This is a genomic window from Leclercia adecarboxylata, from assembly GCF_006171285.1.
GTDB lineage: Bacteria > Pseudomonadota > Gammaproteobacteria > Enterobacterales > Enterobacteriaceae > Enterobacter > Enterobacter barmai.
Genome location: NZ_CP040889.1, coordinates 2,092,531 through 2,109,765, shown reverse-complemented (window position 1 = coordinate 2,109,765; position 17,235 = coordinate 2,092,531). Strand labels below are relative to the sequence as shown.

Below are 17,235 nucleotides of genomic sequence, written 5' to 3'. Positions count from 1 at the left end.
CGGCAAGACCCGTGTTATGCTGCTGGCCTTTGAAAAGCCAATATTGCAGGGGAGAACATGGGTGCCACAAAAAAAGGGATGCTGAACGTCCTGATCGCCGCCATTTTATGGGGCAGTTCGGGGGTTTGCGCGCAGTACATCATGGAGAAAAGTCAGATCCCTTCGCCGTATCTGACCATGATCCGCCTGCTGTTTGCCGGCGTGATCCTGCTGACACTCTCATTCGTCCACGGTGACAAGATTTTCACGGTCATCAAAAATCGCAAAGACGCCCTCAGCCTGCTGATTTTTTCCCTGTTCGGGGCGCTTATCGTCCAGCTCACCTTCCTGGTGACGATTGAAAAATCCAACGCCGCTACCGCCACCGTGCTGCAGTTCCTGTCGCCGACCATTATCGTGGCGTGGTTCGCGCTGGCGCGCAAAAAGCGACCGGGCATCTTTGTGCTGGCGGCGATCATGACCTCGCTTATCGGCACCTTTTTACTGGTCACCCACGGCGATCCCACCTCGCTGACCATCTCTCCGGCCGCGCTGGCCTGGGGTATCGCCTCCGCCTTCGCCGCAGCGTTTTACACCACCTACCCGTCCACGCTGATCGCCCGCTACGGCACGCTGCCGATTGTCGGCTGGAGTATGCTGCTGGCCGGATTAATGCTGACGCCGTTCTACGCCGGGCGCGGCACCAGCTTCGTCATCGACGGCAGCATACTGCTGGCGTTCTTCTATCTGGTGGTGATCGGCACGGCGGTGACCTTCAGCCTGTATCTGAAAGGCGCCCAGATGATTGGCGGGCCGAAAGCGAGCATTCTGAGCTGCGCCGAGCCGCTGAGCAGCGCTCTGCTGTCAGTGATTTTACTGGGGGTGGCGTTTACCCTGCCGGACTGGCTGGGCACGCTGCTGATTGTGTCGTCGGTGGTGCTGATTTCGATGGATTCGAGAAGACGGGTTCAGAAGTCTGGGTAGCCATTACCCCTCACCCTAACCCTCTCCCCACAGGGGAGAGGGAACTGTCTTTTCTCCCTCGCCCCGTTGGGGAGAGGGCCGGGGTGAGGGGAAAATTACCTACTGCGCCTTCACTTTCCCCGCCACCAGCAGGGCCGTCAGCAGCATCAGCGTACCGGAAATCACCAGCGGTGATGTCAGCCCCAAATTATCCAGCGCGATACCGCCCACCGCCGCGCCGCAGGTGTTCGCCAGCTGGATCACCGCCACCTGAATGGAACCGGCTTTTTCGGCCTGATCGGCAAGGGAACGGGTGATCCACGTCGACCAGCCCACCGGGATCAGCGCAAAGGCAAAGCCCCAAATAATGGCAATCGCCGAGGCCACCCACTTGTCACTCCCCCACAGGATCAGCACGGCAGCGCTAATGGCCAGTACCAGCGGTGCGCCCGCCAGCGCCACTTTCAGGGAACGTTTCAGGAACTGCGCCGAGAGCGAAGTGCCGACAAAGCTGGCGATACCGAAGCTTAAAAGCACCAGCGTCAGGCCGTCGACATTAAATCCGGCCAGGGTCGTAAACACCGGACGGATATAGGTAAAGAAGGCGAACTGCCCGGCGAAGGCCATAAAGATGGCGGTCATCCCCGCCAGCACGCCGGGGCGTTTCAGCAGGCTGAACATGTTCTGCTTGTGATGCGCGGCTTCGCCCGGCAGCGACGGCAGCGCTTTCCACACCCACAGAATACAGAGCACGCCCATCACCGCCGCGCCGTTAAAGACGTTGCGCCAGCCGATGATGCCCCCGAGGAAACTGCCCAGCGGCGCGGCAATCACCAGCGCGATGGAAACAGCACCGAAGATCACCGACAGCGCTTTTGGCACGGTACGCGCCGGCACCAGGCGCATGGTGAGCGAGGCGGACATCGCCCAGAACCCACCGAGTCCCAGCCCGAGGCAGGCACGCCCTAACAGCAGCAGGGTGAAGTTATCGGCAAACGAGACCAGCAGACAGGAGAGCGTCAGCAGGACAGAAAAGAGGATCACCACCTTGCGGCGATCGGTGGTGCCAATCGCCTGAGTGATGAACAGGCTGGCAAACATGGCGACAAACGCGGTAACGGTGACGGACTGACCCGCCAACCCTTCGGAAATGCCCAGATCCTGCGCCATCGGCGTCAGCAGGCTGACCGGCAAAAACTCCACGGTAATCAGGCAGGCGACGCAAAACGCCACGGAAAAAACCGCCGACCAGTTTGGGCGGGAGACCGCTTTGGCATGGGGCGAAGGGGCGGATTGGATCTGTTCTGTCATGGCATCACCTGAGGAGAAAACGAGCGGGAAAGCCGTGCAGTTTAACAGTTAAAGTGTGATCTATTTAACGTTTAGACAACTTTTGGCACTTTTTGCCGGGCGGCGCTGCGCTTGCACCGGCCTACAGGTCTCGTAGGCCCGGTAAGCGTAGCGCCACCGGGCAAAAAATTACCCTCGCGCCGCCTTCGCCAGCCCGACAATCCACTCCTGATGGCCGTTGATCATCGGATTCGGCACGGTGCGCGCCAACTCCTGCGCCGGAACGCCTTTCTGCGACTCCTGGGTCAGGATGCGTACCCGGTTGCCGGGCAAGTCTTCAAACAGCCAGGCGTGGATAACGTCGAGGCGCGAATTCGCATCCCCTTCCACCCAGCCGTGCCAGGCAATACGCGCGGCCTGCCCTGCCACCGGCGGCACGTATTCAGTGATCTGCGCTTCTACCGGGAAGCCAAAGGTAGTGAAGCGAAAGCGGGCGTTGGCGCTTAACGCCGGGCCGCTGCCGTCGTGAAAGCGAATGTCTTCGGCATTGCTGTAGTATCCCGGCCACCGGGAGGTGTCATTGAGCTGATCCCAGACTGCCTGGGCGGTCAGCCCGGCGACGATGATTTCGTTGGATGCAAAGTTGTCGGTCGTGCCTGGCAGGAAGTCCTGCGGCCAGATAATGGCTGATTGTTTCATGGTTCACCTCATCCTGTTGTTGATGAGGCAATGGTGCGCCGGGCAGTGGTATAAATCTAATGACGATGATTTATAATCCTCATCACGGTTGGTGATATCAGTGCAGGAAAAAGACCCCCTCTTCCGGCAGGAAGAGCTGGTTATAGCGCAGCTGGAAGGCGTTAAGGTCGTACGGATCGGGCTCCATTTCGCGCATAAAGCCGAGCGCCAGGCGAACCTGGGCATCGGTGATGGGCGCGGCGAGACGCGCCTTGCGCAGCAGGCGATACCAGGTAAGAAGATTATTTTCGCTGCTGTCGACAATGCACACCTGCCAGATCAGCAGCACCTGGGCGGCATTTTGCAGATGCGCTTCGTCGGGGCGTTCAAGGTAGCGGATAAACTCATTGCCGGCGCTTTTGCCAAACTGGTCGATCATCGACTCCAGCGGCACAGGGGTGATCCCCAGACGTTCGCTGAGACGACGAATGGCGCGCCGGGAACCCGACGTCATTACGCGAAAGCCCACCATAAACACCACGGCAAGCGTAGCCAGCATTATCCAGACCATGCACTCTCCTTACGATTAGGCGAGCATAATATCGGGAAACGCAGCGCGTCGACAGCGTACAAAGTCGTATTAATGCGCACAAAACAGGTGGTACAAGGCGATGAAAACGGATATCCGCACCCTGGAAGAACGCACCGCAATCCCGCGCAGGCGTGGCTGCGCGGGTTGCTGCTGGAGACCAGTCAGCGCGTCTGAAGCCCCTTCAGCAGCGCCTCATGGAAACGCGAAGGATCCTGCATCTGCGGGGCGTGACCCATATCGTTAAACTCGACAAGCGTGGCCTGTGGGATCCGCTTCGCCGTCTCTTTGCCCAGCACCGCGTAGTTGCCAAGGGTTTTGCGGATCTCAGGCGGGGCGAGATCTTTTCCGATGGCGGTATTGTCCTTCGTGCCGATCATCAATAACACCGGCATCTTCAGCTCGCTGAATTCATAGATAACCGGCTGGGTGTAGATCATGTCGTAGAGCAGCGCCGAGTTCCAGGCCACGCGCTCTTTGCCCGGCCCGTTATTCAGCCCGGCGAGCATAGTGACCCAGCGTTCATATTCCGGCTTCCACTCCCCGGCGTAGTAGGTGTTTTTCTCGTACTGGCGGATGCCGTCGGCGCTGGTTTTCAGCTCGCGCTGATACCACTGGTCAACGGTGATATGCGGCACGCCGCGCGCCTTCCAGTCCTCAAGGCCAATCGGGTTGACCATCACCAGTTGCTCTACCTGCTGCGGCCACATCAGCGCATAGCGGGTGGCCAGCATGCCGCCAGTGGAGTGCCCGATGACGGTGACACGATCGATACCCAGCTCTTTCAGCAAGGCATGGGTGTTATCCGCCAACTGCTGGAAAGTGTACTGATACCGCTCGGGCTTGGTGGATTTGCAAAAACCGATCTGATCGGGAGCCACCACGCGGTAGCCGCTGGCGGTAAGGGCCCGGATGGTGGCATCCCAGGTACCGGCGCAGAAGTTTTTACCGTGCATCAGCACTACGGTGCGGCCGTTGGCTTTTTCCGGCTTCACGTCCAGATAAGCCATATCCAGAGACTGGTTTTGCGAGGTAAAGGTGAAGTGTTTCACCGGCCAGGCGTAGTCAAAACCTTCCAGCTTCTCGCCGTAGGCGGGGGTATCCGCAGCCATCGCGGGTGAGGCAAGCGCCACCAGCAGCGCCAGGCAGGACAATCGTCGGGTCAACATGCAAGCTCTCCATTAGCAAAGGGGCTAAGGCTGCGCGAAAGGCGGCAGCAAAATAAAACTGTAGAGCATGAGGCGGGGCGGGTGTGTAAAGCGGGGTAAAGCCAGGGCAAGGGTGTGAAAGCGCCGGATGGCGGCGTAACGCCATCCGGCACTGTCGCCGTCAGAGGATCCCGGTTGTCACCGTAAAACGGCGGGTTTCAGCCGGAGCCAGTTCAATAAGGCTGCCGCTGCGCCGGGCCGCGAGGAACCCTTCCGGGCGACAGGTGGCGGGAAGCACAAAGGCCGCCACCTGCTGGTCGCTGTTGTAGAGGATCCAGCGGGTGGCGTAATTCAACTCCGCGCTGGCAAAGCGGGTCACGAACGTGACGCCATCCGGGGCGGTCATGCGAAACTCCGGTTGTGCGGTGTAGCGATCGAGCCTGTCGGCAAAAAAGACGATTTCCGGATCGTAATAGTGCGGCTCGTCCAGCGCCTTCAGGGAGGCTTCGCCCTGCTGCAAACGCTGATTGAACGCCAGCCACTGTTCTGTGGGCTTCACGTGTGCCGGAACCGACTCCCGCAGCGCGATCGCCTCATCCGGCACGTTCTGGCTGAAGGTCGCCCCCGCCACGTAGGCATAGTTCATGTGGCACATGTACTGGAGCGGCATCGGCACCGACGCCAGGTTGGTTACCGACATGGCGATATCGAACAGAGCGCTGTCCTTGCGCAGCGTGACGGCGGGCTGCGCCTGGTAGTGATGACCAAATCCCATCACATACTCATAGCGCCCGGTCACCGTCAGGCTGTCGTCGGTCAGCACCAGCCAGGCTTCATCCATGGGCGCACAGGGCATTTCGCCGTGCAGCGGATGGCTGTCCTCCGGCGACGGGCAGCCGTTTGCCAGCAGGCCAGAGTGGAAGGCGAAGCAGCCATAGGTTTCGACCACCTCTTTTGCCGCTTTGGGCTGGCTGAACATATTGCGCATCGTCAGGTCGTGACCGTCGAACTCCGCATCCCAGATCATCTGCCCCAGCCAGGGCAGGATCACCAGATGTCCACGGCGGTTTTGCACCCGCAGCCCCTCCACGCCGCTGGCGTAGCGAAACGCCGTTACCGTGAAGTCATCGTTTTGCAGCAGGGTGCGCGGCTGTTCGGTAAAGAGCGCGCGCCACAGGGGAAGTTGCGTCATGGTGATCCTCCTCAGGAAGCGGTGGCTTCGGTCAGCTCGCGGCGCACTTTGCTCTCACGCCAGAAGTAGAAGCCCACATAAACAAAGCACAGCATTGATACCAGGAACGAGGCCTGCAGGGAGTGGAACAGATCGGCCACGTAGCCCTGAACCGCTGGCACTACCGCCGCGCCGACAATCGCCATCACGATCACCGCCCCGGCCATTTCGGTATGCTCGTTGTCCACGGTATCAAGGGTACCGGCGTAGATGGTTGCCCAGCATGGCCCGAAGAGAATGCTCACCAGCACCGCGACATAGACCGCGCTGAAGCTCGGGGCCAGCGCCACGTAAGCCAGGAACAGCGCGCCGATCACCGAGTACATGATCAGCACCTTCGCCGGGTTAAAGCGGGTCATCAGAATGTTGGCGACAAACTTGCCGATGAAGAAGCAGGCAAAGCTGTAGACCATGAAGTTAGAGGCGTCGCGCTCGTTGATATCGCCCAGCTCCAGCGCCAGACGGATGGTGAACGACCACACCGCCACCTGCATGCCCACATAGAGGAACTGCGCCACAATACCGCGACGGAAGCGGGCATTGGTGGCGAGGTAGCGCAGGGTATCCATCGCCGACGGGCGTTTATGCTCCGCGGTTTGTGCCACTTTGCAGGTCGGAAAGCGGGTTAACAGGAACAGAACCATCACCACCACCAGGACCATAATCATGTACCTGTAGGGCTCCAGGGTGTTCTCCAGCATCAAAATCTTAAAGTTGTGGATCTGCTCGGCGTTCATGCCCGCCATCTGTTTTTCCAGGCTGTCGCCTTCGGAGAAGACCAGATATTTACCCAGCAGGATGCCGGCGGCAGCGCCAATCGGGTAGAAGGTCTGGCTGACGTTCAGGCGCAGCGTGGCGTAGGCTTTCGGGCCGATCATCGAGCTATAGGTGTTAGCCGCCGTTTCGAGGAAGCTCAGACCGATAGCGATGGCAAATATCGCCGCCAGGAACATGGTGTAGGTTGCCATGTGCGAGGCGGGGAAAAAGAGCGTGCAGCCCACAATATAAAGCGTTAAGCCGATTAAGATCGCCACTTTATAGCTGGTCTTTTTAATGACCAGAGAGGCAGGAATAGCAATAAGGAAATAGCCGCCATAAAACGCGCTTTGCACCAGCGCTGAAGCAAAATTACTCAGTGCAAAGACGCTTTTAAATTGCGTAATTAAAATATCATTTAAAGCAGCAGCGCATCCCCATAACGGGAATAAGCAGGATAACAAAATAAACTGGAACAGAGGGGTTTTATTCAGATAGCCGTCAGGCATCTGAATGATGTTTTTATCGTTCATAGTGCTACCTTTTATTTCGCAGGGTTTTATTATTCGTTCAATGCCAGGAACTCATTGAATTGTTCAATGCTGGGGTAAGACGACTGAGTACCTTTCCCGGTGACGCTGAACGCGGCAAAGAGAGCGGCTTTTTTCATGGCGGCTTCGACGTTGCCGCTCTGGACGTAATAGTGGGCAAAGCAGCCAATAAAGGCATCGCCCGCTCCGCTGGTGTCAACGGCATTCACTTTAAAGGCCGGGACCACGACTTCTTTATCACGGGTGAGCCACAGCGCCCCTTTTTCACCCATGGTGACGATAATATTGTTCAGCCCTTTATCCACCAGCGAGCGGGCAGCCAGGCAAATATTCTCGTAAGTGTTTACCGGCATACCGGTCAGAATTTCCAGCTCGGTTTCATTCGGCACAAAGAAATCACATTTACAGGCGTAGGACATGTCTAATTCACGCAGCGCCGGGGCCGGATTTAATAAAACCTGAATACCGTGCTTTTTACCAAACTCAATGGCGTGATAAACCGTCTCAAGCTGCACTTCGAGCTGCAGGACAATAAGCTGACACTTTTTCAGATCGTCTGCCGCGCGGTCGATATCTTCCGGCGAGAGGAATTTATTGGCACCCTTCACAATCAGAATGCTGTTGCTGGAGTTGGCGTTCACAAAGATGGGCGCCACGCCGCTGCTGGTGCACGGCACTTTTTCCACATAGGTGGTATTGATGCCCCAGGATTCCAGGTTACGGATGGTGTTATCGGCAAAGATATCGTCACCGACTTTGGTGAGCATCATCACTTTTGAGTTGAGCTTGGCCGCTGCCACCGCCTGATTCGCCCCTTTGCCGCCACAGCCAATCTTAAAGGCCGGGGCTTCGAGGGTTTCGCCCTCTTTCGGCATCTGATTAATGTAGGTGATGAGATCCACCATGTTGGAGCCGATAACCGCGATATCCATGTTTACTACCTCTCTGAAACAATCACATAACAATGATATTATCGTAACATTATCATGTTATTTCCGTATCATTTGTGACTGCGATCGCGATTAGCAGATCCATTAACGCTGTTTAATGATTAATCAACTCGCGGAGTAGAAAGTGAGATGGAACGACGGGAATTCAAAATTAAACCATTAATTACAATAGATTGAGTGGTAAACGCAGTTTGAGAAGTGACTTTTCTTTCCGGCCGGGCGGCAGTATAGTATGACGCAACAAAAATGTTCCTGACGCATCATCAATGTGTTTTAAGGAACATCACACCGTGCGGAGAGGGTGAATGGAGACGAAGCAAAAAGAACGAATCCGGCGTCTGGTTGAGCTGTTAAAGAAAACCGACCGCATTCACCTGAAAGATGCCGCCCGGATGCTGGAAGTCTCCGTCATGACCATCCGACGCGATCTCAGCCCGGACAACCATGATACCGTCCTGCCCCTCACCCTGCTGGGCGGCTATATCGTGATGGTCAATAAACCGGCCACCGCCCCCACAGCACCCGTGATGCGCAGCCAGACGCATCATCCCGACGACCTGCCGATCGCCATTCTGGCGGCCGGCATGGTGGCGGAAAACGATTTAGTGTTTTTCGATAATGGCCCGGAAATGCCGCTGGTCATCAGCATGATCCCCGACGACATCACCTTTACCGGCATCTGCTATTCCCATCGCGTGTTTATGGCGCTCAATGAGAAACCGAACGCCACCGCGATCCTGTGCGGCGGCACCTACCGGGCAAAAAGCGATGCGTTTTACGACACCAGCAACCCGTCGGTGCTGGACTCCCTCAACCCGCGCAAGGTGTTTATCTCGGCCAGCGGCGTGCATGAGCACTACGGCGTGACCTGGTTTAACCTTGACGACCTGGCCACCAAGCGCAAAGCCATTCAGCACGGTATCCGTAAGATCCTGCTGGCCCGCTACGCCCTGTTTGATGAAGTGGCGCCCGCCAGCATCGGGCCGCTGTCGGCGTTTGACGTGCTGATCAGCGACCGCCCGCTTCCGGCAGACTATCCGGCCCACTGCCGGAACGGTTTTGTGAAGATTATTACCCCGGACGCCGCCGGGGAGTAAGTTACTCGAAGAACACCGCAATTTTGTTAAACATGGTCGGATCGGACTGGTTACGCACCACTTTCACCACGTCTTCCAGCTTGTCGATCTGCGCCATCATCTGCTCCAGACGCTGATCGTCATTCACCAGCAGCCAGATGCGACTGTGCTCGCTGCCCTGAATGGGCAAACAAAGAATGCCTTCCACGTTGAACGCCCGGCGGGCAAACAGCCCGCAGACGTGGGTCATGACGCCAGGGTGGTTGCGGACGGTGAGTTCCAGAATGACGTTATCATTTTGCTTCTGCATGGCTTATTCCCCCACCATTTCTGTATTGGCCGCACCCGGCGGTACCATCGGATAAACTTTTTGTAGTGGATCGATACGCACGTGGATCAGGGCCGGGCCCGGACGTGAAATCGCCTCCTGCAGCGCGGCCTGCGCATCCGCTTCGGCGTTCAGATCGCAGGTGTAAAGGCCAAACCCGGCGGCAATCTGCATAAAGTTGATCGTGCCCGGATAGGTGGCGGCAAACACCCCCTGCTTGTAGAACAGGCTCTGCTGCTGATGCACCAGGCCCAGCGCCTCGTTATTCATCAGGATGATTTTCACATCCAGCTGGTTTTCCGCCGCGGTGGCCATCTCCTGAATGTTCATCATCAGGCTGCCGTCGCCGGAGAAGCAGATCACCTTGCGATCCGGGTTCGCCAGCGCCGCACCCACCGCCGCAGGCAGGCCAAAGCCCATGGTGCCCAGACCGCCGGAGGTCAGCCACTGGCGCGGACGGTTCAGCGGATAGGCCTGGGCGGTCCACATCTGATGCTGGCCCACGTCGGTGGTGATGATGGCGCTGTCGTCCACGCAGGCGGCTACGGCGTTAATCAGCCCGTAGTGGCTGAGTGGATCGCCTTCAGTCGGGATGGCCCCCGGGAACTCCTGCTGCAGGCCGGTCACCTGCTCACGCCACGCGGTGCGCGGAGTGGCGTCAATGTGCGGCAGCAGCTGCGCCAGCACCTCGTTAACATCGCCCTGAATCGCGACGTGCGGCTGCTTGATTTTACCCAGCTCCGCGCGGTCGATATCCACGTGAATGATTTTGGCGTTCGGGCAGAACTGCTCGGTTTTGCCAATCGCCCGGTCATCAAAACGCGCCCCGAGAACGATCAGCAGATCGGCTTCCTGCAGAATAAAGTTGGTGCTGCGCGCGCCGTGCATCCCGAGCATGCCCAGCGACAGCGGGTGCGCTTTTGGCAGCATGCCCAGCGCCATCAGGGTCATGGTGGTCGGCAGATTCGCTTTTTCAGCCAGGCTGCGCACCGCGTCAGGCGCATCAATCACCCCGCCGCCCAGATAGAGCACCGGGCGCTGCGCGGCGTTAATCATGGCTGCGGCTTCGCGCACGCTGTCAGCGCTGAATTCCGGCGATGGCGCGCGGGTGCCCGGCTCAGGCAGCACGTCGATCTCAATTTCAGCGGTCTGCACATCCTTAGGAATGTCTATCCACACCGGACCCGGACGACCGGACTGGGCGATGCGGAACGCATCGCTGATAACCTGCGGTAATTCGCTGATATCACGCACTAAGTAGTTGTGCTTGGTGATGGGGATAGAGATGCCGTAGGTGTCTACTTCCTGAAATGCGTCGGTGCCGATCATCGAGGCGGGCACCTGGCCGGTAATGCAGACTAACGGGATGGAGTCGAGGCGCGCATCGGCGATGGCGGTCACCAGATTGGTGGCCCCTGGCCCGCTACAGGCCATACAGACCGCCGGTTTGCCCTGCGTACGCGCCATGCCCTGGGCGATAAAGCCTGCGCCCTGCTCGTGTCGCGCCAGCACGTGGCGGATCTGCGTGCTCTGGCTTAAAGCGTCATACAGCGGGAGTACCGTCCCGCCAGGAATACCCGCAACCGTGGTAATGCCCTGACGTTCCAGCAGATGAACGATTAACTGCGCGCCTGTGAAACGCGTCTTGTGTGATGTTGTGCCCGAACTTGCCATGCTCCAGTCCTTCTTATGGGCCGACTTTCCGGGAGGCTTTAAACAAAAACCCCGCCGGTTTGCGCCGGCGGGGTTTGGAATCGTGTGTTGATCCAGTCCCTACGGCGCATTGCCGACGACGACCACCACACGCACGACGACCACTGCGGCTGGGTGCGCAGTTTTTAGTAGGGTCGAGGTCAGCATGGAAGAGGTCATTAGGAACCTGTCTCTGGAATCATTGAGTGGATTTATACAAGCACAGGTTTACAGACGAGACAATGGAATTATTTTCATCTGCCTGAAAATGTGTCAGGGATCACGTTTCGTTTGTCGGGTGATGAAAACAAAAAACCCCGCCGGAGCGAGGTTTTTTTTACAGCGTTTGCGGCTGGTGACCGCAGAGCACACTGTGTTACGTCAACGCACGAAGTATACGCGATCGCACAGGAACGCGCAATTTTCGGCACGAATTTTGACGCATTTGAGTATGGATCGCTCTTCACGTTTTGTCCATAAATTACTGTTCATATATACAGTATTTATCTATACTGGGTGTGTTCACAGGGTGTGAGGGGAGCCGCTCGTAGTACACCGGCGCAACGAAGTCCTGGCTGAAACGGGTGGTGCCGTCAGCGCCTCCACTCCCCACCTGAGCACACTGTGTTACGTCAACAAAGGTGCTGGTCACAGGCGGCGGAAAGGTACGCCAGCATCGTGCTCCTTAACCAGAGGAGACGCGTATGAGCGTAGTGGATATGGTTGTACTTATCCTCAAACTCATTGTTGCAGCACTGCAACTGCTTGATGCTGTCCTGAAATACGTTAAGTGATTCAGGTTCAAGCCGCACCGAAGAGGGGCGGGAAACCGCCCCTCTTTAATAACGAGGGAATGCGCTATGTTGCGTTTGTTAATTGAGCCCGTTACGCCGGACGAACCGGGGTATATCGCGCTGAAAACCGAGAGCACCGCGCGCAACTTCAATATGTTGCGCAGGCTCGAAGAGAACTGGGAACGGGGTGAAAATCGCTTTAACGCCCCGGGTGAAAAGCTGCTGGGGGCGTTTCTGAACGGCAAACTGGTGGGAATTTGCGGGCTAAACCGCGATCCGTTCAGCCAGCAGCCGCGGGCTGGTCGTATCCGCCATCTCTATATCAGCGAAAGCTGCCGGGGGCTGGGTATCGGCAAACAGCTGCTCGCCGTGGTGATGGCCGATGCCAGCGTCTGGTTCGATTTTCTCAATACCCATGCGCCCCAGACCGCCTGGGCCTTCTACCAGCGGGCTGGCTTTACGCTGGTCGTGGATGAGCCGCGCGTGACGCACCGCCTGTTCTGCGCGGTGTAACTGGCTGGCACACCTCAGCCATGAATGTTAAGTTCTGGTGACAATACATCACCAGACACGCCATGACCCTGACCGTTTTCTGCATTCTGCTTTTTGCCGCGCTGCTGCACGCCAGCTGGAACGCCATCGTCAAAGCCGGGACGGACAAACTCTACTCCGCCATCAGTGTGAGCGGCTCCGCAACGCTTATCGCCCTGATCTGCCTCCCTTTCTCGCCCCAGCCCTCGGCGGCCAGCTGGCCTTATTTGATCGTCTCCTGTGCACTGCAGGTGGTCTACACGGTGCTGGTGGCGAAGACCTATCAGGTCTCCGATATGAGCCAGACCTACCCGCTGATGCGCGGCACCGCGCCGCTGCTGGTGGCCTTGATTAGCGTGTTCACCCTGGGCGATACGTTATCCGGGCTGGCATGGGCTGGCATCGCCGTTATCTGTCTGTCGATTCTGGTGATGGCGATAAACGGCCGAATGCAATCGCGCAAGGGGATCTGGCTGGCGCTGATTAACGCCTGCTTTATCGCCGGATATACCCTGGTGGACGGCACCGGAGTACGGTTATCGAATACCGCCCTGGGCTACACGTTCTGGACCTTCTTTATGAACGGCTTCTGCCTGCTGTGCTGGGCGATGGTGACGCACCGCCGGGAGGCGTCCGGCTACCTGCGCCTGCACTGGAAAAAGGGGCTGCTCGGCGGCGTGGCCACCATGGGCTCCTAAGGGCTGGCGCTCTGGGCGATGACTCAGGCACCGCTGGCGGTAGTGGCGGCTTTGCGTGAAACCTCTATTCTCTTTGGCGCGCTTATCGCTTTTATACTTTTAAAAGAGCTGGTTGCCGCACTGCGCATCGCGGCCGCGGTGGGCATTGCCGCTGGCGCAATATTGCTGCGCCTGGCCTGATCCGCTGGCAACATTAGTTGCCGTTCTTGTTTACTTATCCTGCCTTTCTGCCCTCCTCCATTCACCACCGCAAGGCTTAACTTGTCATCTCACTGTGGTAGATTCCTCGCGCATTTATGGGAATGCGCAGTCACTTATTCTTTATTTCTCACTTTTGGCAAAAGTATTCAGCGACATGAAAAGGCAGCGGAACGTTAATTTACTCTTGATGTTGATCTTGCTGGTGGCCGTCGGTCAGATGGCGCAAACCATCTATATCCCGGCCATTGCGGACATGGCGAAGGAACTCCAGGTGCGTGAAGGGGCGGTCCAGAGCGTGATGGGCGCCTATCTGCTGACCTATGGCGTGTCGCAGCTCTTTTACGGCCCGCTCTCGGATCGCGTCGGCCGCCGTCCGGTGATCCTGGTCGGGATGACCATTTTTATGGTAGCTACGGTCATCGCCATGACCACCCACAGCCTGAGCGTGCTGATTGCCGCCAGCGCGCTGCAGGGCGTTGGCACCGGCGTCGGCGGCGTGATGGCGCGCACCCTGCCGCGCGATCTCTATGAAGGCAGCCAGCTGCGTCATGCCAACAGCCTGCTGAACATGGGCATTCTGGTCAGCCCGCTGCTGGCCCCGCTGATTGGCGGCCTGCTGGATACCGCCTGGTCCTGGCGCGCCTGCTATGGTTTTCTGCTGGTGCTGTGCGTCATCGTCACCTTCAGCATGGCGCGCTGGATGCCGGAAACCCGGCCCGCCGAAGCGCCGCGCACAAAGCTTCTCACCAGCTACAAAATCCTCTTCGGCAACGGGGCGTTTAACTGCTACGTGCTGATGCTGGTGGGGGGCCTGGCGGGTATCGCGGTATTCGAAGCCAGTTCGGGCGTGTTGCTGGGTGCCGGGCTCGGTCTCAGCAGTATGGTGGTGAGCATTCTGTTTATCCTGCCGATCCCGGCGGCGTTTTTCGGCGCCTGGTTTGCCGGTCGCGCCAACAAAAGGTTCTCCACCCTGATGTGGCAGTCGGTGCTGAGCTGCCTGCTGGCGGGGCTGATGATGTGGATCCCGGGGCTGTTCGGGGTAATGAACGTCTGGACCCTGCTGATCCCGGCCGCGCTGTTCTTCTTTGGCGCGGGGATGCTGTTCCCGCTGGCGACCAGCGGCGCGATGGAGCCGTTCCCGTACCTCGCCGGCACCGCCGGGGCGCTGGTGGGGGGTTTGCAGAATATCGGCTCCGGCGCGCTGGCCTGGCTCTCGGCGATGATGCCGCAAAACGGCCAGGCGAGCCTCGGGCTGCTAATGTTGCTTATGGGCCTGCTGATTGTGCTCTGCTGGCTGCCGCTGGCCTCCCGCGCCTCGCACCACGAGCAGGCGGTGTGATCAGCCAGCTTTTTCCTTGAGCCAGTGGATAAAGGCATCAATCTTTGGCCACTGGCGCCCGGGGAGCGTGGAGACGTAATAGTGCTGGTGGCATTTCAGCGTCTTCTCGCCAAAGGGCGCAATCAGTTCCCCGCGCTCAAGAAGCTTTTGCACCAGCCGCTTGCGCCCCATCGCCACCCCGACATGATTTATCGCCGCATTTACCGCCAAATCGGAACGATCGAAACCCATCCCCGATGATGGCGGCAAATTCACCGCATAATGACGCGCCCAGCTACACCACTCGTCCGTACCGGAATCGTTGCTCCATGCCTGTCGGTCATGCAGCAGAGTGCAGTGACGTAGATTATCCAGGCTGGCGGGCAGCTGACGCTCCCGGGCATACTCCGGTGAGCAGACCGGCAGGATTTCCTCGTCCATCAAAAAGTGATGGGAGAGCTGGTTTGGCGGCATATCGTCGAAATAAATCGCCAGGTCGACGCCGGTTCGCTGCATATTGACGTAATCATTGCCGGTCAACAGCGTGAGAGAGATCGACGGATAGCTGCGGGTGAAGTCTCCCAGCATGGGCACCAGCCACCACTGGGCGAGTGACGGACGTGAGTAGACGGTCAGGCTGCCGGACAGGGCCTGGTTCCTGATGTCGAGGATCTCCTGATTCAGCGTATCCAGCGACGATTTCAGGGTCCAGTAAATGCGTTTTCCCTCCTGGGTCAGCTCCACTTTGCGGTGCGAGCGAATAAACAACGCAATCCCCAACTCCTCTTCCAGCAGGTTGATTCGGTGGCTTACCGCGCTCGGGCTGAGGGAAAGCTCTTCCGCCGCCAGCGCGAACGACTCATGGCGTGCCGCCACCTCAAAGGTATGCATCTTCGACAGCTGCCAGCCGTTCAGTAAGCGATTCTTCGCCTCTCTCCCCTCGTTCATCACGCCGCCCTCCTTCCTCTCTTTATCGCGCCCAGAATAGCGGTTCAGGGTGAAAAAATGTGACCCAGCGACGATAAAAATACATTTTTTATCGCAGTGTTATTCTTTTGATTCAATCTGGCTCATGTGAACCGCCATTAATATCGTTTGTCATCCCGGTGCCATTGGCTGCACGATCCTGCTTTCATTTTCTGGCGCGAAGAGATCTCGTATGGAAAACGCAAACATCACCACCTTAATCGCACAGTATCCTCTGGTTGAGGATCTGATCGCCCTGAAAGAGACCACCTGGCTTAACCCGAAAGCCACTACCCTGGCCGAAGGGCTGCCGCATGTCGGCCTGACCCAGGCCGATGTGGATGATGCCCACGCGCGCCTGGCGCGCTTTGCGCCGTATCTGGCGAAGGCGTTCCCGGAAACGGCGGCCACTCAGGGGATTATTGAGTCTGAGCTGGTGGCTATCCCGGCAATGCATAAACGGCTGGAAGCGGAGTTCGATACCCCCCTTCCCGGCACGCTGCTGCTGAAAAAAGACAGCCATCTGCCGATCTCCGGCTCCATTAAAGCTCGCGGTGGGATTTATGAAGTGCTGACCCACGCGGAGAAACTGGCCCTGGCCGCCGGGTTGCTCAGCGTCGACGACGATTACAGCATTCTGCTGGAGCCGCGCTTTAAAGACTTCTTCAGCCAGTACAGCATCGCCGTAGGCTCGACCGGTAACCTGGGGATGTCCATCGGCATTATGAGCGCCCGCCTCGGCTTTAAGGTGACGGTGCATATGTCCGCCGACGCCCGTGAATGGAAAAAGGCCAAACTGCGCAGCCACGGCGTGACGGTGGTGGAATATGAGCAAGATTACGGCGTGGCGGTGGAGCAAGGACGCAAAGCGGCAGAGAGCGATGCCAACTGCTTTTTCATTGACGACGAAAACTCCCGCACCCTGTTTTTAGGCTATGCCGTGGCAGGCGCGCGACTGAAAGCGCAGTTTTCAGCGCAGGGCCGCGTGGTGGATGCGGATCATCCCCTGTTTGTCTATCTGCCGTGCGGCGTGGGCGGCGGCCCTGGCGGGGTGGCGTTTGGGTTGAAGCTGGCCTTTGGCGACCACGTTCACTGCTTCTTTGCCGAACCGACCCACTCGCCGTGCATGCTGCTGGGGGTCTATACCGGGCTGCATGACCAGATTGCGGTGCAGGATCTCGGCATTGATAACGTGACGGCAGCGGATGGTCTGGCGGTAGGCCGCGCATCCGGTTTTGTCGGCCGCGCCATGGAGCGCCTGCTCGACGGGTTCTACACCCTCTCGGATCGGAGCATGTACGACATGCTGGGCTGGCTGGCGCAGGAGGAGAATATCCGTCTTGAACCATCCGCGCTGGCGGGCATGGCCGGGCAGGTACGCCTCGCCGCATCCGGACACTATGCGCTGGATAATGCCACCCACCTCGTATGGGCGACCGGCGGCGGCATGGTGCCGGAAGAGGAGATGGCGACGTATCTGGCGAAGGGGCGGTAAC

17 protein-coding genes and 1 pseudogene are annotated in these 17,235 nt (G+C 58.3%); 7 read left to right on the top strand and 11 right to left on the bottom strand.

Annotated elements, in window-relative coordinates; all coding sequences use genetic code 11:
* Positions 1-57: 57 nt before the first annotated feature.
* Positions 58-963: a DMT family transporter gene (locus tag FHN83_RS11890; RefSeq protein WP_139563898.1), complete on the top strand. Its 906-nt coding sequence runs from the start codon at positions 58-60 to the stop codon at positions 961-963.
* A 99-nt stretch (positions 964-1,062) separates the two neighbouring features.
* Here FHN83_RS11890 and nepI read toward each other — a convergent pair whose 3' ends face one another.
* The 7 genes from nepI to rbsK all read right to left on the bottom strand — a co-directional run bounded on the left by nepI (position 1,063) and on the right by rbsK (position 8,117).
* Entirely contained in the window at positions 1,063-2,253 is a 1,191-nt protein-coding gene (nepI, locus tag FHN83_RS11885; RefSeq protein ID WP_039032268.1) for a purine ribonucleoside efflux pump NepI, read from the bottom strand.
* 168 nt (positions 2,254-2,421) lie between these two features.
* Positions 2,422-2,931, bottom strand: a complete 510-nt coding sequence (locus FHN83_RS11880) for an SRPBCC domain-containing protein (protein WP_039032267.1) — start codon at positions 2,929-2,931, stop codon at positions 2,422-2,424.
* Positions 2,932-3,028: 97 nt separating this feature from the next.
* Positions 3,029-3,481: a DUF1198 domain-containing protein gene (locus tag FHN83_RS11875; protein WP_139563897.1), complete on the bottom strand. Its 453-nt coding sequence runs from the start codon at positions 3,479-3,481 to the stop codon at positions 3,029-3,031.
* A gap of 182 nt (positions 3,482-3,663) precedes the next feature.
* Positions 3,664-4,668: an alpha/beta fold hydrolase gene (locus FHN83_RS11870; protein ID WP_138370922.1), complete on the bottom strand. Its 1,005-nt coding sequence runs from the start codon at positions 4,666-4,668 to the stop codon at positions 3,664-3,666.
* Positions 4,669-4,828: 160 nt separating this feature from the next.
* A complete protein-coding gene (locus tag FHN83_RS11865; RefSeq protein WP_139563896.1) occupies positions 4,829-5,839 on the bottom strand; it encodes an aldose 1-epimerase family protein in 1,011 nt (336 codons plus the stop codon).
* Between the two features lie 11 nt (positions 5,840-5,850).
* The gene (gene fucP, locus FHN83_RS11860; RefSeq protein WP_039032262.1) at positions 5,851-7,167 is read right to left on the bottom strand and encodes an L-fucose:H+ symporter permease; all 1,317 of its coding nucleotides are present in this window, start codon (positions 7,165-7,167) and stop codon (positions 5,851-5,853) included.
* 29 nt (positions 7,168-7,196) lie between these two features.
* On the bottom strand, positions 7,197-8,117 hold the full coding sequence (rbsK, locus tag FHN83_RS11855; protein ID WP_039032261.1) for a ribokinase: 921 nt from the start codon (positions 8,115-8,117) through the stop codon (positions 7,197-7,199).
* A gap of 323 nt (positions 8,118-8,440) precedes the next feature.
* Between rbsK and FHN83_RS11850 the strand changes: the two genes are divergently transcribed.
* Positions 8,441-9,232, top strand: coding sequence for a DeoR family transcriptional regulator (locus FHN83_RS11850; RefSeq protein WP_139563895.1), 792 nt, complete (start codon positions 8,441-8,443; stop codon positions 9,230-9,232).
* A 1-nt stretch (position 9,233) separates the two neighbouring features.
* Here the strand turns inward: FHN83_RS11850 and ilvN are convergent, their stop codons facing one another.
* The 3 genes from ilvN to ivbL all read right to left on the bottom strand — a co-directional run bounded on the left by ilvN (position 9,234) and on the right by ivbL (position 11,411).
* Positions 9,234-9,521, bottom strand: coding sequence for an acetolactate synthase small subunit (ilvN, locus tag FHN83_RS11845; protein ID WP_039032259.1), 288 nt, complete (start codon positions 9,519-9,521; stop codon positions 9,234-9,236).
* A 3-nt stretch (positions 9,522-9,524) separates the two neighbouring features.
* Entirely contained in the window at positions 9,525-11,213 is a 1,689-nt protein-coding gene (gene ilvB, locus FHN83_RS11840; protein WP_139563894.1) for an acetolactate synthase large subunit, read from the bottom strand.
* 99 nt (positions 11,214-11,312) lie between these two features.
* The gene (gene ivbL / locus FHN83_RS11835; RefSeq protein ID WP_138370925.1) at positions 11,313-11,411 is read right to left on the bottom strand and encodes an ilvB operon leader peptide IvbL; all 99 of its coding nucleotides are present in this window, start codon (positions 11,409-11,411) and stop codon (positions 11,313-11,315) included.
* Between the two features lie 524 nt (positions 11,412-11,935).
* On the opposite strand from ivbL, the gene tisB reads away from it, so the two are divergent.
* The 4 genes and pseudogenes from tisB to emrD all read left to right on the top strand — a co-directional run bounded on the left by tisB (position 11,936) and on the right by emrD (position 14,794).
* Positions 11,936-12,025, top strand: a complete 90-nt coding sequence (gene tisB, locus FHN83_RS11830) for a type I toxin-antitoxin system toxin TisB (RefSeq protein ID WP_039032257.1) — start codon at positions 11,936-11,938, stop codon at positions 12,023-12,025.
* Positions 12,026-12,091: 66 nt separating this feature from the next.
* Positions 12,092-12,538 (top strand): GNAT family N-acetyltransferase, encoded by a 447-nt coding sequence (locus tag FHN83_RS11825; RefSeq protein ID WP_139563893.1) that lies wholly within the window; start codon positions 12,092-12,094, stop codon positions 12,536-12,538.
* 62 nt (positions 12,539-12,600) lie between these two features.
* Positions 12,601-13,434, top strand: a pseudogene (locus FHN83_RS11820) (EamA family transporter).
* Between the two features lie 175 nt (positions 13,435-13,609).
* Positions 13,610-14,794 (top strand): multidrug efflux MFS transporter EmrD, encoded by a 1,185-nt coding sequence (emrD, locus tag FHN83_RS11815; RefSeq protein WP_138370930.1) that lies wholly within the window; start codon positions 13,610-13,612, stop codon positions 14,792-14,794.
* Here the strand turns inward: emrD and dsdC are convergent, their stop codons facing one another.
* Positions 14,795-15,721, bottom strand: a complete 927-nt coding sequence (gene dsdC / locus FHN83_RS11810; RefSeq protein ID WP_139563892.1) for a DNA-binding transcriptional regulator DsdC — start codon at positions 15,719-15,721, stop codon at positions 14,795-14,797. It lies immediately after the preceding gene.
* A gap of 211 nt (positions 15,722-15,932) precedes the next feature.
* Here dsdC and dsdA point away from each other — a divergent pair, with 211 nt between their 5' ends.
* Positions 15,933-17,234 carry a D-serine ammonia-lyase gene (dsdA, locus tag FHN83_RS11805; RefSeq protein WP_139563891.1) on the top strand — a complete coding sequence of 434 codons (1,302 nt, stop codon included), beginning with the start codon at positions 15,933-15,935 and terminating at the stop codon, positions 17,232-17,234.
* Position 17,235 lies beyond the last annotated feature (1 nt).